Source organism: Polaromonas sp., from assembly GCF_049790275.1.
Taxonomy (GTDB): Bacteria; Pseudomonadota; Gammaproteobacteria; order Burkholderiales; family Burkholderiaceae_C; genus Polaromonas.
Genome location: NZ_JBAQYR010000104.1, coordinates 1 through 22,053 on the forward strand (window position 1 = coordinate 1; position 22,053 = coordinate 22,053).

At 62.8% G+C, this 22,053-nt stretch carries 19 protein-coding genes and 1 pseudogene; 6 read left to right on the forward strand and 14 right to left on the reverse strand.

All coding sequences use genetic code 11. From position 1 onward, the window contains the following. Window positions 1-35: 35 nt before the first annotated feature. Entirely contained in the window at window positions 36-3,194 is a 3,159-nt protein-coding gene (locus WA904_RS13915) for an efflux RND transporter permease subunit (RefSeq protein WP_425197719.1), read from the forward strand. 160 nt (window positions 3,195-3,354) lie between these two features. Then, window positions 3,355-3,846: an acyl-CoA thioesterase gene (locus tag WA904_RS13920; protein WP_425197737.1), complete on the forward strand. Its 492-nt coding sequence runs from the start codon at window positions 3,355-3,357 to the stop codon at window positions 3,844-3,846. 15 nt (window positions 3,847-3,861) lie between these two features. Here the strand turns inward: WA904_RS13920 and WA904_RS13925 are convergent, their stop codons facing one another. From WA904_RS13925 to WA904_RS13950, 6 genes are all read right to left on the reverse strand, one after another. Beyond that, window positions 3,862-5,280, reverse strand: a complete 1,419-nt coding sequence (locus WA904_RS13925) for an ATP-binding protein (protein WP_425197720.1) — start codon at window positions 5,278-5,280, stop codon at window positions 3,862-3,864. A 57-nt stretch (window positions 5,281-5,337) separates the two neighbouring features. Further along, window positions 5,338-6,672 carry a gephyrin-like molybdotransferase Glp gene (gene glp / locus WA904_RS13930; protein WP_425197721.1) on the reverse strand — a complete coding sequence of 445 codons (1,335 nt, stop codon included), beginning with the start codon at window positions 6,670-6,672 and terminating at the stop codon, window positions 5,338-5,340. A gap of 235 nt (window positions 6,673-6,907) precedes the next feature. Continuing rightward, window positions 6,908-7,537, reverse strand: coding sequence for a molybdenum cofactor guanylyltransferase MobA (mobA, locus tag WA904_RS13935; RefSeq protein WP_425197722.1), 630 nt, complete (start codon window positions 7,535-7,537; stop codon window positions 6,908-6,910). A 1-nt stretch (window position 7,538) separates the two neighbouring features. Beyond that, complete coding sequence (locus WA904_RS13940; RefSeq protein WP_425197723.1) at window positions 7,539-8,039, reverse strand: hypothetical protein; 501 nt, start codon at window positions 8,037-8,039, stop codon at window positions 7,539-7,541. 1 nt (window position 8,040) lies between these two features. Further along, window positions 8,041-9,171, reverse strand: coding sequence for a GTP 3',8-cyclase MoaA (moaA, locus tag WA904_RS13945; RefSeq protein WP_425197724.1), 1,131 nt, complete (start codon window positions 9,169-9,171; stop codon window positions 8,041-8,043). A 100-nt stretch (window positions 9,172-9,271) separates the two neighbouring features. Beyond that, window positions 9,272-10,045, reverse strand: coding sequence for an SDR family oxidoreductase (locus tag WA904_RS13950; protein WP_425197725.1), 774 nt, complete (start codon window positions 10,043-10,045; stop codon window positions 9,272-9,274). Between the two features lie 3 nt (window positions 10,046-10,048). On the opposite strand from WA904_RS13950, the gene WA904_RS13955 reads away from it, so the two are divergent. After that, the gene (locus WA904_RS13955; RefSeq protein ID WP_425197726.1) at window positions 10,049-11,059 is read left to right on the forward strand and encodes a type IV pili methyl-accepting chemotaxis transducer N-terminal domain-containing protein; all 1,011 of its coding nucleotides are present in this window, start codon (window positions 10,049-10,051) and stop codon (window positions 11,057-11,059) included. Window positions 11,060-11,128: 69 nt separating this feature from the next. On the opposite strand, the gene WA904_RS13960 is transcribed toward WA904_RS13955, so the two are convergent. Continuing rightward, a complete protein-coding gene (locus tag WA904_RS13960) occupies window positions 11,129-12,562 on the reverse strand; it encodes an aldehyde dehydrogenase family protein (RefSeq protein ID WP_425197727.1) in 1,434 nt (477 codons plus the stop codon). A gap of 114 nt (window positions 12,563-12,676) precedes the next feature. Next, on the reverse strand, window positions 12,677-13,501 hold the full coding sequence (locus WA904_RS13965) for a metal-dependent hydrolase (RefSeq protein WP_425197728.1): 825 nt from the start codon (window positions 13,499-13,501) through the stop codon (window positions 12,677-12,679). 130 nt (window positions 13,502-13,631) lie between these two features. Between WA904_RS13965 and WA904_RS13970 the strand changes: the two genes are divergently transcribed. Beyond that, window positions 13,632-14,258 (forward strand): TetR/AcrR family transcriptional regulator, encoded by a 627-nt coding sequence (locus tag WA904_RS13970; RefSeq protein ID WP_425197729.1) that lies wholly within the window; start codon window positions 13,632-13,634, stop codon window positions 14,256-14,258. Between the two features lie 50 nt (window positions 14,259-14,308). Here WA904_RS13970 and WA904_RS13975 read toward each other — a convergent pair whose 3' ends face one another. Further along, on the reverse strand, window positions 14,309-16,531 hold the full coding sequence (locus WA904_RS13975; RefSeq protein WP_425197730.1) for a sodium-translocating pyrophosphatase: 2,223 nt from the start codon (window positions 16,529-16,531) through the stop codon (window positions 14,309-14,311). 225 nt (window positions 16,532-16,756) lie between these two features. Here WA904_RS13975 and ppa point away from each other — a divergent pair, with 225 nt between their 5' ends. Then, complete coding sequence (gene ppa / locus WA904_RS13980) at window positions 16,757-17,293, forward strand: inorganic diphosphatase (RefSeq protein ID WP_425197731.1); 537 nt, start codon at window positions 16,757-16,759, stop codon at window positions 17,291-17,293. Window positions 17,294-17,410: 117 nt separating this feature from the next. Here the strand turns inward: ppa and WA904_RS13985 are convergent, their stop codons facing one another. After that, complete coding sequence (locus tag WA904_RS13985; protein ID WP_425197732.1) at window positions 17,411-18,238, reverse strand: alpha/beta hydrolase; 828 nt, start codon at window positions 18,236-18,238, stop codon at window positions 17,411-17,413. Further along, on the reverse strand, window positions 18,162-19,853 hold the full coding sequence (locus WA904_RS13990) for a wax ester/triacylglycerol synthase family O-acyltransferase (RefSeq protein WP_425197733.1): 1,692 nt from the start codon (window positions 19,851-19,853) through the stop codon (window positions 18,162-18,164). Before WA904_RS13990 ends, WA904_RS13985 begins: the two co-directional genes overlap by 77 nt. Window positions 19,854-20,007: 154 nt before the next feature. Here WA904_RS13990 and WA904_RS13995 point away from each other — a divergent pair, with 154 nt between their 5' ends. After that, a complete protein-coding gene (locus WA904_RS13995) occupies window positions 20,008-20,676 on the forward strand; it encodes a hypothetical protein (RefSeq protein ID WP_425197734.1) in 669 nt (222 codons plus the stop codon). Here the strand turns inward: WA904_RS13995 and WA904_RS14000 are convergent. The 3 genes and pseudogenes from WA904_RS14000 to WA904_RS14010 all read right to left on the reverse strand — a co-directional run. Continuing rightward, the gene (locus WA904_RS14000) at window positions 20,669-21,088 is read right to left on the reverse strand and encodes a hypothetical protein (RefSeq protein WP_425197735.1); all 420 of its coding nucleotides are present in this window, start codon (window positions 21,086-21,088) and stop codon (window positions 20,669-20,671) included. The two genes, WA904_RS13995 and WA904_RS14000, sit on opposite strands and share 8 nt — an antisense overlap. Before the next feature lie 139 nt (window positions 21,089-21,227). Next, window positions 21,228-21,560, reverse strand: coding sequence for a hypothetical protein (locus WA904_RS14005; RefSeq protein WP_425197736.1), 333 nt, complete (start codon window positions 21,558-21,560; stop codon window positions 21,228-21,230). Next, a pseudogene (locus WA904_RS14010) lies at window positions 21,557-22,053 on the reverse strand (hypothetical protein); the annotation flags it as partial. The gene WA904_RS14005 and the pseudogene WA904_RS14010, both read right to left, overlap by 4 nt.

Below are 22,053 nucleotides of genomic sequence, written 5' to 3' on the forward strand. Positions count from 1 at the left end.
GGCCTGAGCCGGCGTTTCCGACTGGACAGAACCTGATGCAACTGGCTGAAGTTTCCATTCGCCGCCCGGTGTTTGCCACCGTCCTGTCGCTGCTGATCGTGCTGGTCGGTGCGGTCAGTTTCCAGCGCCTGACGGTGCGCGAATACCCGAAAATCGACGAGCCGGTGGTGACCGTGAGCGTGCGTTACCCCGGCGCTTCGGCCGAGGTGATCGAGTCGCAGGTCACCAAGCCGCTGGAAGATTCGATTGCCGGCATCGATGCGGTGGATGTGCTGACCTCGATCAGCCGCGCCGACCAGAGCCAGATCTCCGTGCGCTTTCGCCTCGAGAAAGAAGCCGACGCCGCCGCCGCCGAGGTGCGCGACCGCACCTCGCGTGTGCGCAACAAGCTGCCGCAGGCCATTGAGGAGCCGGTGATCGCCAAGGTCGAGGCCGATGCGTTTCCGGTGATCTGGCTGGCCTTCACCAGCGACAGCCTGACCCGCCTGCAGATCAACGACCTCGTCAACCGCATCGTCAAGCCGCGCCTGCAAACCGTGACCGGGGTGGCCGATGTGCGCATCTTCGGTGAACGCAAATACGCGATGCGTGTCTGGCTCGATCCCGGGAAGATGGCGGCTTTTCGCCTGACGACGCAGGACGTCGAAGACGCCATCCGTCGCAGCAACCTGGAGGTTCCTGCCGGCCGTATTGAATCGCAGCAACGCGAGTTCAGCGTGACCTCCGAGACCGGGCTGGTAAGTCCCGGGCAGTTTGCAGAAGTGGTGATCAGGAGCGTCAACGGCTTTCCGGTCAAGGTGCGCGATGTGGCGCGTGTCGAGGAAGGTGCGGCCGACGAGCGCAGCGGCGTGCGGCTCAATGGCCGCGCGGCCATCGGCGCCGGCGTGATCCGGCAAGCCACAGCCAACCCGCTGGACCTGTCGCAGGGTGTGCGCAACATGATTCCGCAGCTCAAGGCCGACCTGCCGCCGGAAGTCAACATCGACATCGCCAACGACAACTCGGTGTTCATCGACCGTTCGGTCAAAAATGTCTACCGCACAATCGCCGAAGCTATTGCGCTGGTGGCATTGGTGATTTTTGTGTTCTTGCGCACCTTCCGCGCATCCATCATTCCCATCATCACCATTCCGGTCAGCCTGATCGGCACCTTTGCGCTGATGGCGCTGGCGGGCTTCACCATCAACACGCTGACCCTGCTGGCGCTGGTGCTGGCCATCGGGCTGGTGGTGGACGATGCCATCGTGATGCTGGAAAACATCTTCCGCCACATCGAAGAAGGGCTGGACCCGTTTTCGGCAGCGATCAAGGGTGCGCGGGAAATCGGTTTTGCCGTGGTCACCATGACGGCCACGCTGGTGGCTGTTTACGCGCCACTGGCTTTCACCCCGGGGCGGACCGGCCGGCTGTTTGTCGAGTTTGCGCTGGCACTGGCCGGTGCGGTCGTCGTGTCGGGCTTCGTGGCGCTGACCCTGACGCCCATGCTGTGTGCCAAGCTGCTCAAACACAACCCCCAGCCAAATGTTTTTGACCGCGGCATGGAGCGTTTCCTCAATGCGGTCTCTGACCGCTACGCCAGCGTGCTGCGCTGGGTGCTCACCCGGCGTTACCAGCCGGCCGGCCCGGGTGGAACGGGCGGGCGGGTCAGGACTGCTGTGCTGCAGGCGCGCTGGATTGTGGTGGGCGTCATGCTGGTCAGTGCGCTGGCCATCCTGCTGATCTTCCCGACCATGAAGCAGGAGCTGTCGCCGCTGGAAGACCGGGGCACCATCCTGGCCACCGTCAATGCGCCTGACGGCGCCACGCTGGACTACACCAACCGTTATGCGCAGGCGCTGGAGAAAATGGGCCAGCCCTACAAGGAGTTCGACCGGATTTTTGCCAGCGTTGGCAACCCCACCGTCTCGCAGGCCAGCGTGATCTACCGCACCGTCGATTGGGACGAACGCAAGCGCAGCACGCTGGAGATGGCACGCGAACTGCAGCCCAAATTCGCCAGCCTGCCGGGCGTCACGGCGTTTCCGATCACGCCGCCTTCGCTGGGGCAGGGCTTTCGCGAACGCCCCCTCAATTTTGTGATCCAGACCTCGGACAGCTACGAAAACCTGGACCGGGTGGTGGAGCAGATACTCGCGGAGGTCGCCAAAAATCCGGGCATCCAGTCGCCCGTGTCGGACCTGCGCCTGAACAAGCCCGAACTGCGCATCGACGTCAACCGCGACAAGGCAGCGGATCTGGGCGTCAGCGTGGAAGTGGTGGCCAAGGCGATTGAAACCATGCTGGGTGGGCGCAATGTGACGCGTTACAAGCGTGACGCCGAGCAGTACGACGTGATTGTGCAGACCGAGGCCAGCGGGCGCAGCACGCCGGAAGACATCGAGGGCATTTATGTGCGCGGCCGCAACGAGGCCATGATTCCGCTGTCCAGCCTGGTCACCGTGCGCGAGGCTGTTTCGCCGCGCGAACTCAACCACTTCGGCCAGCGGCGCGCCGCCTCCATCACGGCAAACCTGGCACCCGATTATTCGCTCGGCCAGGCGCTGACCTTCATGAATGAGACTTCGGCCAGGGTGCTCAAGCCGGGCTACAGCACCGACCTGAACGGCACGTCGCGCGAATTCAAAAGCTCACAGGGAGCGCTGGTGATCGTGTTCGTGCTGGCGCTGGTCTTCATTTTCCTGGTGCTGGCTGCGCAGTTCGAGAGTTTCGTCGACCCGCTGGTGATCATGCTGTCGGTACCGCTGTCGATGATTGGCGCGCTGATTGCGCTCAAGCTGTCGGGTGGCTCGCTCAATGTGTATTCGCAGATCGGGCTGATCACGCTGGTCGGGCTGATCACCAAACACGGCATCCTGATTGTCGAGTTCGCCAACCAGCTGCGCGGGCAGGGCATGGACATGCTGGAGGCGCTGATCAAGGCATCCTCACAGCGCCTGCGCCCCATCCTGATGACCACCGGCGCCATGGTGCTCGGTGCCTTGCCGCTGGCGCTGGCCACCGGTGCCGGCGCCGAAAGCCGTATCCAGATCGGCTGGGTCATCGTGGGCGGCATGTCGCTGGGCACTTTGCTCACCGTGTTTGTGGTGCCCACCATGTACGCGCTGTTTGCCCGCAGCAAGATTCCGGGTGCCAACAAGGCGGTGGCGAAAGAGCTGCCCGCCGACGGCCACCACGGCGAACTCATCGCCAAATAGGCCCGCGCCCGCCCGGCTTCGGCGCTTTTTCCGCGCGGCCTTCCAGCTGCACACGCAGCGGATACCTGCTTCTGTAGATTCAGGCTGTACCGCCCTTCGGGGCGGCACAGCGCCGGCTGCTCACGCAGCCGATTTTTACTACAGACCAGGAAAAACCATGTTGCTCAAACAAACTGCCCTACAGGTTCAGCTTCAACCGAAACCCGCGCCGCTGCCGCAGCCGATGGTGGAGGCTTCAAAAACCTTCCACCACACCATCGACATCTACCTCAAGGATTCCAATGCCTATGCCAATACCTATTTCTCGCGCTACTTCGAGTGGCAGGGCGTCTGCCGCGAACGCTGGTTCCACCGGTGTATTTCCGCCGACATGCTGCAGACGACCGGCGTGTTCATCACCAAGTGCGCCCACCAGGAGTATGTGCACGAGACCTTCCCCTTCCAGGAGGTGGATTGCCAGCTCAACACCTTCGAGGTCAAGCAGTGTTCGTTTTACCTGCTGTTCCAGTTCATGGTGAGTGGCAGTGTGGTCTCCACCGGCTACCAGCAGGTGGTGTTTGCCAGCCATGACAAACGCATCCAGCGGCTGCCCGAGCACATCCTGCGCAAGGTGAGGGAATACGAACTGCCTACTGCCTCCATCAGGAACTGACGCCAGTTTGCCGTGTCACGCAGCGAGTGCCCCCGGAGGTGCACTGCGTGGCCCGGTTGCCGGCAGCATGATCGGGAATTCCATCACGAACAGGGTGTGTTGTCCTTCGACGGATTCACAGCGCATCCTGCCGCCGAAGGACGTGATCACACGCCGGCAGAAGGCCAGCCCGATGCCGGCGCCCGCCGAATTCTTGGTGGTGAAGAAGGTGTCGAAAATTTTCGGCAGAGTCGCAGCCGGGATGCCGGTTCCCGTATCGACGAAGCTCAGCGTATGCACCGGCGTGCCTGCAGCGAGGGTGAGGGTGATCTCGCCCTTGCCCGCCACTTTCAGGGCATACAGCGAATTCTTCAGCAGGTTGAACAGCACAAAAACAAACAGCGGGCTGGAGCCGTGGAACTCGAAGTCCTCCACGATATGCACGCTGACCCGCTCGCGTTCCCCCCTGGCAAAGGGATAGGTCTCCAGTGCTTCGGCCAAGCATTCGCTGGCCCGGTGGCGCCCGAAGGTGCTGGTGTCGATCTGTTCCATCCGGGCCGAAGCCAGCATCATGTCGATCACCGCGTTGGAACGGTCCACCTGGTGCCGGATGGCCTGCGACAGGTCGGCGATTTTCTGCGCCGCCCCGGGGCTGAAGCTTGATTCGCACAGCCCATTCGCCACCGCCAGTTCATAACCCTTGTGCAACTCCGGGAGGAATTGCGCGAGCGCTTCTGCCTGCAGGCGGATGGTGGCCAGCGGCGTGCGCATTTCGTGGGCGACGCTGGCAGCAACCACCACGGGGCTCATCAGGTCGTACTTCATCACCGCGACGGCGACCAAGCCCAGGCTGATCGCGATGAACACGACGCCGGGCGGGTAGAACTCCACGCCGTAGTTGCACAGGTAGTCCACCGCTGCAAAAAAGTAGATGAACACGCTGGTGATGCACAAACGCAACTGGAGGCGCTGACCCGGCGGTGCGACCTGCTGCTGCCGGAAGGTGATGTACAGGCCCCGCGTCACCACCACCACGGTCTGCAGGACATGCAGGGGATGGATGGGGCCGGCCTTGGGGTAGTAGCCAAAGAAGTAGTCGTAGTAGCCGTCAACGAGCCAATTGGTTCCGATATCGAGGATGCCCAGCACGGCGGCGAGGCCGTAGGACGTGACGACAAAACGGCGCTCGCCCTTGCGGCCGGAAATTTCGGTGAGGAACTGGTAAAGGCTGGTCGGCAGGAAAAGGATCAGCAGGTAGCCGGACTTGACGAGGATGCCCGCCCACTGCGGGTCCTGGACCTGGAACAGCACCGCCCAGGTGGCCTGCCAGAAAACAGTGGTGATGCAGAGAGTGAAAAAACTGGTACTGACGCGGGTGAAGCCTTTTTCCGCCACCACATACAGCCCGTAAGCCAGAAACAGGGCCGACACGATGGCGGGCAGTATGGAATACATGGGTTCTCCTGATGCGGCGCCATTGTTGATGGACGCGCGCCGGTTAGCTGCGCGGGTTCACAGGACACCCTCGAACATCATCACATCGACCTCGTCGCCGGCTGCCACATTGCCCTGGCCATGGTGCAGCACGATCAGGCCATTCGCCTGGGCCATGGAGCTCAGCACGCCCGAGCCCTGGTTGCCGGTGGTTTTGACCTGCAGCGAGCCGTCGGGAGCGCTGCTGACCGTGCCGCGCTGGTACTCGGTGCGGCCCGGCTTCTTGCGTATGGGCTCAAGGCTGCGCGCTTTCAGCAGCGGTGCCGGGGCTGCACTGCACCCCATCATCTGCAGCAGCGCCGGACGCACAAAGGCGAGAAAAGTCACCATCACCGCGACCGGATTGCCGGGCAGTCCGAACAGGATGGCGGCAGGGGATCTGCTATTGTTTTGGGAGCATACAGCGCCCGCATCTACTGGGCTGGAGGCCGATTTGGCTTGAGAAATTCGTCCCACTGCCATGGGTCGACCGGGGCGCATGGCGATCTTCCAGAAAGCCACGTCGCCGAGCTTTTTCATCATGGCCTTGGTGTAGTCGGCCTCGCCGACACTGACGCCGCCCGAAGTGATGATCGCATCGGCCTGCGCGGCTGCGTTGGTGAACGCGGCCTCCAGCAGTGCCGGGTCGTCGCGCACCACGCCCAGGTCGATCACCTCGCAGCCCAGGCGTCTGAGCATGCCGAACACGGTGTAGCGGTTGCTGTCGTACACCGCGCCTTCGCGCGGCGGCTCGCCCAGCGAGAGGATTTCATCGCCGGTGGAGAAGTAGGCAACCCGCAACGGCCGCCAGGTACGCACGGTTTTGAGGCCCAAAGAGGCCACCAGCCCAAGGCGGGCGGGCGTGAGCAGCTCACCTTTCAATAGCGCGGGGCGGCCCTGCATGAGGTCTTCGCCGCGCAGCCGGCGGTTGTCGCCGGGCTGCAGGAGTTTGGCGGGCAGGGTGACGGTGTCCCCCTGGACGTTGACAAATTCCTGCGGCACCACGGTGTCCAGCCCGGCCGGCATGATGGCGCCGGTCATGATCTTCACGCACTCGCCCCTCTGCACGGTACCCTGCCAGGCCTTGCCGGCCAGCGCCGTGCCGACGACCTTGAGCGTCAATGCCGTTCCTGATGCAAGCTGGCTGCCGTCGAAGGCATATCCGTCCATGGCCGAGTTGTCATGCGGCGGCACGTCGAAAGGCGACACCACGTCGGTAGCCAGCACCCGGCCCAGGGCCTCGAACAGCGGCAACTCCAGGACGTCCTGCACCGGCTCGACCAGCTGCGACAGAAAACGCAGCACATCGGCGGCCGGAAGAGCCTGCGGGTCGTAGCCTTGCAGTTCGGCCGCTATCTGGGCGATGGATTTCAACCTGGGAACCTCAGTTGGACGCGCCCGAGTGGGCCGGCATGGGGTGGGCTGGCAAGGCGCGACGACGCGGCGGGCTGATGCCCGCAAGGAGGAGCAACGTCGTCAGCGCGCGCCAGGACGACTCAATCGGGTGCGTAGCGCTATCGCCTGAAAGATGAATATTCGCGTGATCAGATAGGCGGGTGTTCATGAGGCATTGCCAGCGGCCGTGAGCGGTCAACTGTGGTTTCCAGGTTCAAGGGCGCAGGGCTTCGAGCTGGTGAAGTTCCGCCAGCGTGTTGGCATTGAAGAATGCGCGCGGATCATCGCCTGGCAGGTTGAAGGGCACCTGCACGGTCTTGTGCTGCGCCGTCCACGCATCGATCTTGCGTCCGCCACCGGCGGTGAAAAGCATCAGGCTTTCCAGCAGGCGGGTACGCAGCAGGCAGAACACCGGCTGCGCGCGCAGCTGGCCATCTTCCTCGGGTGCGGCCACCACGGCAATGTCGGCCTCCTCGTGCGCCAGCGCCTGTGCCAGGCGGGCGACCAGGTCCTCGCTGAACAGCGGCGTATCGCAGGGCACGGTCAGCAAGTAGGGGGTTTCGCAGCGCTCCATGCCGGTCAGGAAACCAGCGAGGGGGCCGGAAAATTCGCCCAGGCCGGCCGCATCGGGCCAGACCGGTACGCCAAAGGACTCGTAGGCAGCCAGGTTGCGGTTCGCATTGATCATCACCTCGCCGACCTGGGGCTGCAGCCGCAGCAGGGTGTGCAGCGCCAGCGGCACGCCATTGAAATTCTGCAGGCCCTTGTCGGCACCGCCCATGCGCGAGCCGCGTCCGCCGGCGAGGATGACTCCGGTGATCGCTTCGGCAGGGACAGCATTCATGTCACTTTGGGCGGATGTCATAAAGTACTTTCGCTTTTTCTTCAAAACCCAACCAGTAACGTGGCTCAATCGTGCACTTGCTCCGTTGAACATGATCCGATTCGAAGCTTCTCGTTCCCTGGTCCACGCGGTGCAATATCCAGACGCCGCTTTGCCGTGAAAACGTCAGTTGTTCAAAATAGGCATCGGATTCCATGGCATAAACCATCGCAACGCCGCGTACGGGAGACAGTTGTTTGGTCCGGATATTGATACCGGTTTCGCCCAGGGATGTATTCAACTGAGCCAAGATCGGCTTGGAAGCCACCATGTCGCATATCACTGGCTCATCCTCGCGCTCGCTGGCACGACTTGCCACAAATGCAACTTTGCTACTTGTTCGAGCTTGGCGAAACTGCTCATTTGCGAAAAACCGTGTGATAAAGCCGTCCCAGGTTTCCGCTGAAGTTGCGGAGCTGGCCAGCACCAGGACAGTCAATAAAAGAGAGTGTTTGGCGGCCACCTTATCCACCGATGTAACTCATCTCGACGCGCTTTGCGCCGTCGCTGCCGGGCATCGAGCTGTCCGGCGGCAATGCGGCACGCAGTTCCGAATAACGGTCGTCGCGGCGGTGCCAGATGTGGGCAACAGCGCTGGAAATCTGCTCATCCGAATACTTGCCATCGCGCAGCAGCGCGCGCAAATCATGGCCCTGGCTGGCGAACAGGCACAAGAACAGCTTGCCTTCGGTCGAGAGCCGGGCCCGGTTGCAGTCGCCGCAAAAAGCCTTGGTGACGCTGCTGATCACGCCGATTTCACCGGCGCCATCGGCATAACGCCAGCGCTCGGCGGTTTCGCCCAGGTAGTTGGCGTCAATCGCTTCCAGCGCAAACTCCTGCTGCAGGCGACTGATCACCTCGGCCGAAGGCATGACCTCGTCCATGCGCCATCCGTTGGTGGCGCCGACGTCCATGTATTCGATGAAACGCAGCACCGTGCCCGAATTGCGGAAGTGCCGCGCCATGGGCAGGATCTCGGCATCGTTCGTGCCGCGCTTGACGACCATGTTGACCTTGATCGGTGCCAGTCCCACCTTGTCGGCGACCTCAATGCCTCTGAGCACATCGGCCACCGGAAAATCCACATCGTTCATGCGCCGGAACACCGCGTCGTCCAGGCCGTCCAGGCTCACGGTGACGCGCTGCAGGCCGGCATCTTTCAGGGCTTGGGCTTTCTTGACCAGTAATGAACCATTGGTCGTCAGGGTGATGTCCAGCGGCTGGCCTTGCGGTGTCCTGAGCTGGGCCAGCATCTCGATCAGCACCTCGAGGTGCTTGCGCAGCAGGGGTTCGCCGCCGGTGAGGCGGATTTTCTCGACACCGTGGGCAACAAAAACCTTCGTGAGGCGCGTGATTTCCTCAAAACTGAGCAGCGAACTCTGCGGCAGGAAGGCGTAGTCCTTGTTGAAGACCTCGCTGGGCATGCAGTAGCTGCAGCGGAAGTTGCAGCGGTCGGTCACGCTGATGCGCAGATCGCGCAAGGGCCGGGCCAGCGTGTCCGCCAGCAGGCCGGTGGGCGCCTGCGACTGCGCAGGAATATGCGGCACCCGCGCGGCGTAGCGGATGTCTGCGATGGGGATGATTTTTTCGGTCATGTGAGGGTGCCCTGAGGGAGAATTTACTCTATCGGGTGCCTTGCCCGCGAACTCCATGGCTTTGACCCCACCCGTAACACCCTGTGGCCAGCCGAGGCGATCAGACGCAGCGCCCGCCATCCACCTCGATACAAACTCCGCTGATGAAGGCCGCCTCGTCGCTGGCCAGGTAAAGCGCGGCGTTGGCAACGTCCAGCGCCGTCGAAAACCGCCCAAGCGGAATGCTGGCCAGGAATTTCGCGCGGCGTGCTTCGCCTTCGGGGCCGGTGACCGTGCCACCGGCAAACTGGGTGGAAAGAGCAGTGTCCGGGTTGAACACCGGGTTGATGCAGTTCACGCGGATGTTGTCCGGACCGAGCTCGGCCGCCAGCGATTTCGAGGTGGTGATGACGGCGCCCTTGGAGCCGTTGTACCAGGTCAGCCCGGGGCGCGGGCGCACGCCAGCAGTGGACGCGATGTTGATGAAGCTGCCGCCACCCTGTGCGCGGAACACCGGTGTGGCGTGGATGGTCGAGAGGTAAATGCTTTTGACGTTGATCGCGTAGCAGCGATCGAACTCTTCTTCGGTGGTTTCCAGCGCGGGCTGGTTGCGGTGCGTCCAGCCGGCGTTGTTGACCATCACGTCGAGCCTGCCGTAACGCTGCGCGGCCGCTGCCACCAGCGCCTTGACTTCAGCCGTTTTGGTCACGTCGGCCGCGAAGAAAGAGGCGGTGCCGCCGACCTTGATGATCTCGGCCACGACCTTTTCGCCGAGGGCGGTGTTGATATCGTTGACGATGACTTTTGCGCCCTCCGCGGCGAGGCGCTTGGCAATACCTTCGCCGATGCCGCCACCGGAGCCGGTGACGATGATGGATTTGTCCTTGAGGCGCATGACGTGTATTCCTTGCAAAGTATGGGGTTTCTTGTGGCGCTGTGGCGCATTGGGGTTCTGGTTCCGGGCCGGGTGCATTTGCCCGGACTCTTCAACCGTTTGTTGATGCTCGTCACAGTCAGCGGCATGTTGCAGCGCAATACTTGCAGCAAGTTCAACCAATCCGGATTATTGCTTATGCACGTCACACCACGCTATCGGGGCCACAGAGCAAATCGCCGCGTCGTGGTTCGGGGGGTCGCCGCCATGATGCTGATGTCCATTTTCCATTCGTCGGCCCAGGCCCAGATGGCGCTTGCCAGTGCCATCAACCGCACGGCGCGGTTCCGTGCCTTGTCGCAGCGTATTGCCAAAGCCTATTGTCAGTTGTACCTCAATGTGCAGCCGGCGCTGGCTCGCGATGTGCTGCTGTCGGCCCGGCACATGGTTGCTGCAGGTGGAGATGAACTGGCCAAAGGCCTGAACACGGGCCCCTGGCCTGCGGACATTGCTGCCCTGCTCGGCGGTATTCAGAAACATGTGGATATTCTCAACAGCCTTCTCACCATGCCGCCTACACAGGAATCGGTCAGGGCCGTGGCCCTGCAGGTGGACAAATTCCTGATCACCGCAAATACCACGACCGAGACGATTGAAAAACTTTCCACAGCCGGCTCCGCCAGATTGCTCAACACAGTAGGGCGCCAGCGCATGTTGTCCCAGCGGCTGGCGAAAAACTATTTTCTGGTTGCAGCCAAACTGGGAGAAACCACCACCCCACAGCAAATGAATGCCGATGCAGCGGAGTTCAAATCGACCCTTTCCGGCTTGGCCAAACTCCCCATTACCACCACAAACATTCGCAACGAACTCACCCTTGGCGAGCAGCAATGGGTTTTCTTTGAAGCGGCATTGCGCAACAAACCCGATGAATCCGGGCTGAAAAATGTCGCCACAGCCAGCGAACGCCTGCTGGATGTCATGGACAAACTGACAGGCCTTTACGAGGTAGCACTCAAGGATGTGTTGGGGTAAATGAGACCGAGGTCCGGGGGGCAGGACAAGCATCCCCTTTTGGGGCGATGCGCAGCCATCTCCGTGTGCTCAGCCGTGTTTGACGGCCACGGTCTTCAACGTCGTGAACCCGTACAGCGCCTCAAAGCCTTTTTCGCGCCCATACCCTGAGGACTTGACACCGCCGAAGGGCAGTTCCACGCCGCCGCCGGCGCCGTAGTTGTTGATGAAGACCTGGCCGCTCTGCACGCGTTTGGCCATGCGGAACTGGCGCCCGCCGTCGCGGGTCCAGATCCCGGCCACCAGGCCGAACTGCGTCGCATTGGCGAGTTCGACGGCGTGGTCTTCGTCCCTGAAACTCATGGCGCAGAGCACCGGGCCGAACACTTCTTCCTGCGCCAAGCGGTGCATCACCGGCACATCGCGCAGCAGGGTGGGTGCCTGGTAAAAACCGGTGTCCGGCGCTTCATCGACGATCTGGCCTTGCGCCACCATGGGGATGCCTGCCACCTGCGCGTCGCTCAGGAAGTCCCAGACGCGTTGCTGCTGCGTCTGGCGGATCAGCGGGCCCACGTCCAGGTCCATGGAGGCGGGGCCGACGCGCAGCCGTTCAAAGGCCTGGCCCAGGCGCTGCAGCAGCGGCTCGTAAATCATCTCGTCCACCAGCAGGCGGGAGCCGGCCGAGCAGGTCTGGCCGGCGTTTTGCACGATGGCGTTGATGACGGCCGGAATGGCGGCGTCGAGGTCGGCATCGGCAAACACGATTTGCGGGCTTTTGCCGCCCAGCTCCAGCGTGACCGGGCAATGGCGTTCGGCCGCCACCTGCTGGATCAGCGTGCCGACAGTGGGGCTGCCGGTGAAGCTGATGTGGTGGATGCCCTTGTGGCGCGCGAGGGCGTCCCCGACTTCATGGCCGTAACCCGTCACGATGTTGATCGCGCCGGCCGGAAAGCCGGCCTCGGCCGCAAGTTGCGCCACACGGATCAGCGACAGGCAGGCGTCTTCGGCTGGCTTGACCACGCAGACATTGCCGGCGGCCAGTGCGCCGCCCACGCTGCGGCCGAAAATCTGCATCGGGTAGTTCCACGGAATGATGTGGCCGGTCACGCCGTGCGGCTCGCGCCAGGTCATCACGCTGTAGCCGTCCAGGTAGGGCAGGGTCTCGCCATGCAGCTTGTCGCAGGCGCCTGCGTAAAACTCGAAATAACGCACCAGCGCGGCGGCATCGGCCTTGGCCTGTTTGGTGGGTTTGCCGCAGTCGCGTTGCTCGATCATCGCAAGCTCGTCGGCATGCTGCTCCACCTTTTCTGCCAGCCGCATCAGCAGCCGGCCGCGCTCGGCCCCGCTGATCTTGCGCCAGACCGTGTCCATGCAGTCGTGCGCGGCCTGGACGGCATGGTCAATGTCCTGCGCATTGCTGCGCTGGATTTCCTCGAAGACTTGGCCGTCGGACGGATCGGTCACAGGAATGGTCTTGCCCGACGACGAGCGCACAGAGGCATTGGCGATGTAATTGAATTGCATGCATATGATTTTCCGCGAAAACGGAAGAAGCACATGAAACAAAGCCAAATCGGGGTTCAGCCCTTTGGATACGGGCGCGGGCAGCTATTGAATAAATAGCAAAAAAACCAAACCTCAGGCAGGTATTCCCACGGTGGTGTAGGCCCGGCTGTTGTCCGACAGCCAGCGTGCCGACAGCTCGCTGCCCTGCTGGTTGGGATGAAAGTCCTGGCGCAGGTAGTCGCGCCAGGGTTTGAGGGTCTGGCGCACCAGGCCGCGTCGGCCAAACAGGAAAGTGGCAGCACTTTTCCACGTGCGCCATTGCCACAAGGTGCCGTCATGCCGCAGGTTGTTGACGGTCTGGCGCAGGGTGTCGGTGAGGAAGACATAGGTGATGCGACGGAACCACTTGATACGCCACTCATGGCTGCCACCCAGCGCCGTGTACACGTCGAAGGCCGTGTTTTTATGCTCCGACTCTTCGGCACAGTGCCACAGCCACATGGTTTTCAGGCGCGGCTCGCAGCCGTCGAGCATGTCGTGGTTGCGCAGCATCCACTCGGCAAGAATCGCGGTGAAATGTTCGTTGGCGGCGGTGATGGCCAGCGCATGGAGCGGATTGGTGCCGGCCAGCAACTGCATGTTTTTTTCTGCGCGCGGCGCCCAGTCGTTGACCAGGCCCTGCTTTTCGAGGTGTCCGTTGAACAGGCTGTGAATGCGGCGGTGGGTCGCTTCCTGGCCGATGAAACCCTGGACTTCGGCTTTGTACTTGTCCTGCAGTTCAGCAGGCAGGGCCTTCAGGCCGTTGCGCACCGAGTCGATGAAGAATTGCTCGCCGACCGGAAAGCTCATGGACAACGCATTGAAAAAAGCCGTGCGAAACGTATCGCCGGCGCACCAGTGGCGCGGCAGCGGGGTTTCCAGGTCGATCAGCAGGCGCCGTACAACAAGTTCGCTCATGGTTTTCTCCAGTCAAAAACGGATTGGTACCAATGAGTACCAGTTCGCAGGACTATAGGGTTGCATTGTGGTACTGTCAAGTACCAACAAGTATTCATGCCAGCGTTCAAGGGGTGATATGGTTTTGACAATGGACACAGACCCCATACTTTCCGAAGCCGCAACCTTGGGCACCGAACCGGTCAGCGCCTACCGCTCCCGGCTGCTCGAAGGCATGGCGCACAGCGTGGCGCTCAAGGGGTATGCCGACACCACGGTGGCCGACATCGTGCGTGAGGCGGGTGTCTCCAAACGTACTTTTTACGAATGTTTCGCCAGCAAAAAAGATTGCCTGATTGCGCTGTATGTCGCTGCCAGCCACAGCGGGTTCAAGGTTCTGAAGGCCGCGATTGACCCGGCCCGCGACTGGAAGACGCAGGTGGAGCACGCTATGGGGGCCTACCTGGCCTGCCTGGCCAGCAACCCGGCGCTGTTGCGCACGCTGTTTATCGAAATCCTCAGCCTGGGCCCCGAAGGCCTGCAGGTGCGCCGACGGATGAACCAGGAAATGGCCGACTTTGTGGCGCAGGTCGTCCATGCCGGCCATCCGCATACGGCGCAGGATGAAGCGCTGGCCCGAACCATGGCCATGGCCGTGGTCGGCGGCATCAATGAACTGGTGCTGCAAGCCATTGAAGACAACCGCACGGCCGATTTGCAGGTGTTGACCGGACCCTGCAGCGCACTGGTGCGGGCGGTGCTGGCCGCGCCGCACTGACGAAAAAAAGCCCGCCGAAGCGGGCTGAAGTAAAGCGTGGCTTTTTCTTCTTATTTCGCGGGTGTTGGCGTGGCTGCTGCGTCGGCGGCCTGGGTCGGCGCCGGTGCAGGCATGCCGCCGGGCGCTGTCGGGGTGGTCACAGGTGCGGCCGGTGCGCTCATCGCGGCCGGTGCGACCACCGGGGTGGCCGGCGCTGCATTGGCAGTGCCGCCGTGGAACTTCATCATCAGCGGCACGATCAGAAGCGCCACGATGTTGATGATCTTGATCAGCGGGTTGATGGCCGGGCCGGCCGTGTCCTTGTAGGGGTCACCCACGGTGTCGCCGGTCACGGCGGCCTTATGTGTCTCGGAGCCCTTGCCGCCGTGGTTGCCGTCCTCAATGTACTTCTTGGCGTTGTCCCAGGCACCGCCACCGGTGCACATGGAGATGGCCACGAAGAGGCCGGTCACGATGGTGCCCATCAACAGGCCACCGAGCGCGGCAGGGCCGAGCAGCAGGCCGACCAGAATTGGAACCACCACAGGCAGCAGCGAGGGGATCATCATTTCCTTGATGGCCGCGGTGGTCAGCATGTCGACGGCGGTGTCGTACTCGGGCTTGCCGGTGCCGTCCATGATGCCCTTGATGTCGCGGAACTGGCGGCGCACTTCCACCACCACCGCACCGGCGGCGCGGCCCACGGCCTCCATCGCCATCGCGCCGAACAGGTAGGGAATCAATCCACCGATAAACAGGCCGATGATGACCATCGGGTTGCTCAGGTCAAAGGTGATGGCCCGGCCATAGGCCTCGAGCTTGTGGGTGTAGTCGGCAAACAGCACCAGTGCCGCCAGGCCGGCCGAACCGATGGCGTAACCCTTGGTCACGGCCTTGGTGGTGTTGCCCACCGCGTCCAGTGGATCGGTGATGGCGCGCACGCTGGCCGGCATGTCCGCCATTTCGGCGATGCCGCCGGCGTTGTCGGTGATGGGGCCGTAGGCGTCCAGCGCCACCACGATGCCGGCCATGCTGAGCATGGAGGTTGCGGCGATGGCGATGCCGTAGAGACCGGCCAGCGCATAGGACACCCAGATCGCAATGCAGACAAAAATCACCGGCCAGGCGGTCGAACGCATGGAAACGCCGAGGCCCGCAATGATGTTGGTGCCGTGGCCGGTGGTGGATGCTTGGGCAATGTGTTTGACAGGTGCGTATTGCGTGCCGGTGTAGTACTCGGTGATCCAGACCAACGCACCGGTCAGCACCAGGCCGACGGCGCAGGCGCCGAACAGCGCCATCTGCGTGCCGGCCGCCTTGATGGCGTTGTCGGGGATCAGCCAGGTCGTGACGAAGTAGAACGCAATCAGCGACAGGCCACCAGCCACCGCCAGGCCCTTGTAGAGCGCGGGCATCACATTGGTCATGCCCGGCGAAGCTTTCACGAAGAAGCAGCCGATGATGGAGGCGATGATGGACACCGCGCCCAGCGCCAGCGGGTAGACCACCGCGCTGGTGCCTGCGGTGCCAAGCAGCAGGGCGCCTAACACCATGGTAGCGATCAGCGTGACGGCGTAGGTTTCAAACAGGTCGGCCGCCATGCCGGCGCAGTCGCCCACGTTGTCACCCACGTTGTCGGCAATCACGGCCGGGTTGCGCGGGTCGTCTTCCGGAATGCCGGCCTCGACCTTGCCCACCAGGTCGGCGCCGACGTCAGCGCCCTTGGTGAAGATGCCGCCGCCGAGGCGGGCGAAGATGGAGATCAGCGAGGAGCCGAAGGCAAAGCCGATCAGCGGGTTCAGCAGGGCGGCGAGGTTGCTGTCGGGCTTGTAGTTGCCGTTGCCGACCAGGAACCAGTAGAACGCCGTGACGCCCAACAGGCCCAGGCCCACCACCAGCATGCCGGTGATGGCGCCGCCGCGGAAGGCGACGTCCAGGGCGGGGCCGATGCCGCGTGTGGCCGCCTGCGCAGTGCGTACGTTGGCGCGCACCGAGACATTCATGCCGATGAAGCCGCACGCGCCTGAAAGCACGGCGCCGACGACAAAGCCGATGGCGCTGGGCACGTCGAGGAAGAGGCCGATCAGGATGGCCAGCACGACGCCGACGATGGCAATGGTTTTGTATTGGCGCGCCAGGTAGGCGGCGGCGCCGGTCTGGATCGCGGCTGCGATCTCCTGCATGCGCGGGTTACCGGCGTCTTGGGAAAGAATCCAGCTGCGGGCCCAGAAACCGTAACCTACGGCCACCAGTCCGCAGACAAGCGCAAGAATGAGCGCTGAGTTGCCTGTCATAGAGAAATCTCCTACGTTGTTTTTCGCTTGGAGGGGGTGCCACGCTAGCGGCACCTCCGCTGCGTTGCTTCCTCGTTGCTCTCAACATGCGCGGAGACGATTGGCCAACTCTCGAAATTTAACGCCAAAACGTGACAACTTCGCGAAGCGTCAGGTTCGAATCAGTAAAATGAGGGTAAATACCAACAATCCTTTTACTTTTTCATTACTCCAACACAAGAGACCATGTCCCTCGATAAAGTTACCCCCGGCAAAAATGCCCCCGACGCTTTCAACGTGATCATCGAAATTCCGATGAATGCCGACCCCGTGAAGTACGAAGTGGACAAGGAATCCGGCGCTATTTTTGTGGACCGCTTCATGAGCACGTCCATGCACTACCCGACCAACTACGGCTATGTGCCCAAGACCCTGAGCGGCGACGGCGACCCGGTGGATGTGCTGGTGATCACGCCGGTGCCCCTGATCCCGGGCGTGGTGGTGACCTGCCGCGCCATCGGCATCCTGAAGATGACCGACGAGGCCGGCGAAGACGGCAAGGTGCTGGCTGTTCCTGTCGACAAGAAATGCTCGCTGTACACCCAGTGGCAAAAGCCCGAAGACATGAACCCGCTGCGCCTGAAAACCATTGCCCACTTCTTTGAGCACTACAAGGACCTGGAAGAAGGCAAGTGGGTCAAGATTCAGGGTTGGGAAGGCCCGGAAGCGGCCCGCAAGGAAATCACGGACGGCATTGCCAACTACCAGAAAGAGCACGTCTGAAGCGTTGAATTTTCAAGCGGTTTAAGCCCTCAGCCCTTGCTGGCCGGGCGCAAGTAGCTATCAAAAACAAAGCGCCTGCAGTTCATGCTGCAGGCGCTTTGTGTCGTTGGGGGATGCTCAGGCGGCGCGGGCCGGGTCGGGGTAAATCAGCCCGTGCAAAAACGTGCCCTTGCGCTCAAACGGCTGCCAGCTGCCTTCGCCATGCGCCAGGCGGTCGGCGACGGCCCACCAGGCGCTTGGATTGAGACCCAGGCCAACGTGGCTGGCAATGACTTCGACGTTTTCAGTCTGCGGGTTGGCCGGCGAAGGTTTCTGGATGCTTCCCTGCCACGCCACAATGCCGTCGCTGCGCGAATAGATGCTGGTGGTCGGCACTGGCGGCGCGGCCGGCAAATCGTAGTTTTCGACTTCGCGCTCAACCTTGCGGCCGCTGGCCAGCTCGTAAATGCGCCAGGCATTGGTGGACTTGTGCGAGCCGGCAAAAGGTGTGCCCAGGGTGATCACGCTGCGCACCATTTGGGGCAACTCTTTGGCCAGCTCACGTGCATACACACCGCCCAGGCTCCAGCCGATCAGGCTGACCTTGCGGCCGCTGCTTTCAAAGGCCCGTCGGACCCCTGTCCTGGCTGTTTCAAGCACGCCAGCACGCGGGCCGAAGTTGAAACCCTGTTCCCAGCCACTGGTCTGGTAGCCCAGGGAATCCAGGTAGCGGCGCAGCGGGATGGTTGAACCGTCGTTCGCCGACAGGCCGGGAAACACCACCACGCTGTGGCCGTCGCCCCGGGGCGCCCTGGCCAGCACCGGCCATGCAGGCAGGAGTGCGCCGGCTTCCCAGAAGGCGCGCAGCTCCAGCGCCAGCAGCCAGGCGTTAGGCGGCGGGCCGTCGTGCAGCTCGTGCTTTTTGTCCTGTTTTGCCGTTGACGGCCTGGGTGCGGGTTGTGCCATGGTTGGAAACATCGGATGGTTTGGCTTTGTTCTTGATGGGAATTATCTTGGGGCCCGCCGCGCGTTTCACAGAGGGAGGCTTCCCTAAAGGCGTCACTGAAGCGACACGTGGTTTAGGGGTTTTTGCCGGGTTTGCTGCCGTGTTCGGCGCCGCAGTGGCAGGTGCTCCGGTTCCCACGAGCGCCTGAGCCTGGCGGAAAGCATCTTCAATCGCCTTGACCAGGTCCTGCGCGTGCGGCAGGGCTTTCTTGCCGGCGACGATGCCGAAGTCCACATGGCCGGCGTAGGTCTGGATCGTGATATTGAGCGCCAGCCCGTGCAGCACGATGGACAGCGGGTGAAAGGTCAGCATCCTGGCGCCGGCCAGGTACAGCGGCACCGGCGGGCCGGGCACGTTGGAGATCGCCAGGTTGGCAACCATGGGCAGGCGGCTGGCCAGCCCGGTTTTGCCGTAGGCATTGAGAGCCGCTTTCCCGGCCCCGCCGACCAGCCAGGGAGCCAGCAGCGAAGGGTAGTCTGTTGGCAGCAGGCCCTTGAGGCTTTGCATCGAGGTCTTGACCTTGGCCGTCGAGGCCATGATGGCGTTCATGCGTTTGAGCGGGTGGGCAAGGTGTGTGCCCAGCTCCACCAGGCTCATGCTGACCTGGTTGCCCAGGTCGGTGGCATCGCTGGCCCCGGCTTCGCGCAGCGACACCGGCATGGCGGCCACCAGGGATCTGGTGGGAACGCTGCCGTGCTGCGCGAGGTAGCTGCGCAGCGCTGTCGAGCAGATCCATAGCGCCACGTCATTGAAGCTGCCGCCGACCGCCTTGCCCATGGCCTTGCATTCGGCCAGCGGCACGGTGGCGGCAACAAACACCCGGCCTTGCGTGACGGCGGTGTTGAAAGGGCTTTTGGGCGCCAGCTTCATCGGCATTTTGGGTCGGCCGCCGTCACCCTGAAGCGACTGCCGGGCCAGCGTGCTGCCCAGGGTACCCGCAGCCGCGGGCAGTGATTTGGCCAGTTTGGCCACCTGGGCCAGCGAATTGGAAAACACCGAACCGATCATCTTGCCGATCTTCAGGTCTGCCGCCGTTTTGCCGCGGCGCGCCGGGTCGGGCGGCGGCACCTCGCGCGGTACCGGCCCGATGTCCAGCATCGCGTTGGCCAGCATCACGCCGCCTTTGCCGTCCAGCGCAGCGTGGTGGATCTTCGAGAAAAAGCCGCCGACACGTTCGCCCGACGGCAGCTTGATCGCATCGAACACATAAAACTCCCACAGGGGACAGGCGCGGTCAATCAGTTCGCTGTGCAGCTTCGCCACCAGCGTGTGCGCCTGCGCCAGACTCATGGGTTTTTGCGCGGAGCAGGGAACGCGCCGAACGTGAAAGTCGATGTCCACCGATTCAGCCTCGATCCACAAGGGATGGCCCAGGTCAAAAGGCATGAACACCAGCTTGCGGCTGAATATGGGCGCCAGGTGCATGCGCCTGGCGATATGGCTTTTGACGGCCTTGTGAAAGCTGCCCCTGAAACCGGCGGGCAGCTCGCAGAGGTTGAATGAACCCACGTGCATGGGCATCTCGGGGGTTTCAAGATAGAGAAAGGTCGCGTCCAGGCCGGTGAGGGATTTCATCGGGTGATGTCTCCTGCAATTTCTTTGACCGACCTTAACCGAGCGCGGGGTGCCGCGGCACTAGGGTTTGCCGGGGCGCCCGGCTTTCTCTGCCCGATGCGGCCCATAATTGAATGCCAAGCGCCGCTGCGCCGGCAAGAAAGTCCCGCACACCATGCACATCAACATTCGCCCGGCCGGCATGGCACTGCTCATTGCGGTGCTGGCGGCCTGGGCCGCCTGGCACTTCCATTCCGACAGAGGCCCTCGCATCGAAACCACCGTGAGCGCACCGGAGGTGCCGGTGGTCATCCGCACCGAGGGCGGTTTGCTGGAAGTGGCGACGGTGATGGCGCAGGAACGTTTCACGCGTTCGGACACCCGGGAGTTCTGGGGCATTTACCTGGGGACCACGGTGTCGCACATCCAGGCACCGGTGCATTACCGCTACCACATTGCGTTGGCGAAGGAATGGCGCGTGGTGATCCGCGGCAAGACCTGCATCGTGCATGCGCCGGCCATCAAGCCCAGCCTGCCGGTGGCCTTCGACACCTCGGTCATGCAGATGTATACACACAACGGGTGGGCGCGGCTGAACAAGCATGAAAATCTGGCGGATCTTGCCCGGTCGATGACGCCCGAGCTGGAAAAGCGCGCCCTGTCGCCGGCTTACCGGCAACTGGTGACCGAGCCGGCACGCCAGACTGTCCGGGAGTTCGTCATGCAGTGGCTCATCAAGGAGCAGAAGTGGTCGCGGGACCCGGCCTACACCGTGGAGGTGCTTTTTCCCGGGGAATCCCTGCCGGTGCCGCGAACCCTGCCGAAGCCGGAATCTGCTATCTAGCGTCCAGCTGGACGCGGTTGGTCTTCAGCCAGGCATCGAGCTCGGTTTCCAGTACGTGCAATTTCATCTCGTAGTCGCCGGGCCACTCTTCGAAGGTTTTTTCCTTGAGCTGCTGCAGCACATCGGCCGGTACGGCCTGCCGGGTGTACTCAAAAAATGCCTTGCTCGACGCCAGTTGCCGCTTCAGCGTATGCAGCGCCATTTCGTAGTCGTCGGGCCAGCTAGTGCATGCAAAGTCGATGATCTGGGCGGAGTACTCGTTTTTTTCCATGGCCTCGCAGGCACGAACGAGCTGGGCGTAGGCGGAGGCCTGCCGGTCGATCAGGTGCCGCTGCATGGCAGGGTCGCTGGGCCAGTCGTTCTGGACCCGGGCGGTGATGATGGAGAGGATGTCTGGTGGCAGGGGCGTCAAGTCTGGATGTCCTTTGTGGATGTGCACCGCGTCTGTGGCTTGCGCGTGCCGCGGCTGTTCCCATGCTAGGGATCAGGACTGGTTTTGTCACCCCTTGAACATGGGGTGCCCACTCTAGTATCCAGGTGTCCAACCGGGGCTAAATCGGCACGATTTCGAAGCGTGCATCACCCATGTCCTTGCCCAGCGGCCGGAACGCCGCCAGGATGGCATCCGTTTCGGCGTTCTCCCACAGGGCGATGACCTGTTCTTCGGCTTCGGAGTTCTTGCCGAGGGGCAGGTCTTCGTTAAGCGAGCGGACCAGCATGTAGGCCTGCAGGGAGGGCAGTACTTCGTCGGGCCCACCCAGCGCAAATTCGAGCGCCATGCGAAAACGCAGTTCTGCGGCGCTGCGCTCGCTGTCGCTGAGGCCAGGGCATTCGACGAGATGGACCCGGTAATTGACCGGGGAGGGCGTGGTGTCGTGGCTCATGGTAATCCTTGTTCAGCTTGTCCGGACGGGCCGGCGTCGGTGTCGCCGAGCAGGCCCTGTTCATCATCCCTCAATCCAGCCACAGGCGTGGCCTTGGCCAGAGCAAGCCACACGCCGAAGGGCAGTTGCCGGCGTGTACGCCGCGGCGCGGCACGGGCCACCACCAGCCGGTTGCCCTCCAACTGCATCACGCCGCACTCCGGCGGAACTTCATCGGCACCGGCGATGGGCCGGCCCCGGGCGTCGCAGCCCAGCACGTACCAGCACTCGCCACCCAGGTCGAGGTAGGCAGTGCGCTTTTCGGGGCGCCTCAAATCACCCAGCAGGTCGGAGCGCCGCACTTTGATCTCGTGGACGACAGGGTCGACGTAGGACTCCACCGACGTGTTTCGGATCGAAAACACATCCGGCCGCGCCACGCACCAGCGCGCGGAACCGCCTTCCGCCAGCGGCGGCAACTGCGCGCGCAGGCCCAGGCCGCGCCAGGCAATGC

Excerpts from the sequence above, each read along its gene's own strand:
- WA904_RS13915 (WP_425197719.1), top strand. The coding sequence starts at position 36 with ATGCAACTGGCTGAAGTTTCCATTCGCCGCCCGGTGTTTGCCACCGTC.
- WA904_RS13925 (WP_425197720.1), bottom strand. The coding sequence starts at position 5,280 with ATGTATTCCATACTGCCCGCCATCGTGTCGGCCCTGTTTCTGGCTTAC.
- mobA (WP_425197722.1), bottom strand. The coding sequence starts at position 7,537 with ATGAATGCTGTCCCTGCCGAAGCGATCACCGGAGTCATCCTCGCCGGC.
- moaA (WP_425197724.1), bottom strand. The coding sequence starts at position 9,171 with ATGACCGAAAAAATCATCCCCATCGCAGACATCCGCTACGCCGCGCGG.
- WA904_RS13950 (WP_425197725.1), bottom strand. The coding sequence starts at position 10,045 with ATGCGCCTCAAGGACAAATCCATCATCGTCACCGGCTCCGGTGGCGGC.
- WA904_RS13960 (WP_425197727.1), bottom strand. The coding sequence starts at position 12,562 with ATGCAATTCAATTACATCGCCAATGCCTCTGTGCGCTCGTCGTCGGGC.
- WA904_RS13965 (WP_425197728.1), bottom strand. The coding sequence starts at position 13,501 with ATGAGCGAACTTGTTGTACGGCGCCTGCTGATCGACCTGGAAACCCCG.
- WA904_RS13970 (WP_425197729.1), top strand. The coding sequence starts at position 13,632 with ATGGACACAGACCCCATACTTTCCGAAGCCGCAACCTTGGGCACCGAA.
- WA904_RS13975 (WP_425197730.1), bottom strand. The coding sequence starts at position 16,531 with ATGACAGGCAACTCAGCGCTCATTCTTGCGCTTGTCTGCGGACTGGTG.
- ppa (WP_425197731.1), top strand. The coding sequence starts at position 16,757 with ATGTCCCTCGATAAAGTTACCCCCGGCAAAAATGCCCCCGACGCTTTC.
- WA904_RS13985 (WP_425197732.1), bottom strand. The coding sequence starts at position 18,238 with ATGGCACAACCCGCACCCAGGCCGTCAACGGCAAAACAGGACAAAAAG.
- WA904_RS13990 (WP_425197733.1), bottom strand. The coding sequence starts at position 19,853 with ATGAAATCCCTCACCGGCCTGGACGCGACCTTTCTCTATCTTGAAACC.
- WA904_RS13995 (WP_425197734.1), top strand. The coding sequence starts at position 20,008 with ATGCACATCAACATTCGCCCGGCCGGCATGGCACTGCTCATTGCGGTG.
- WA904_RS14005 (WP_425197736.1), bottom strand. The coding sequence starts at position 21,560 with ATGAGCCACGACACCACGCCCTCCCCGGTCAATTACCGGGTCCATCTC.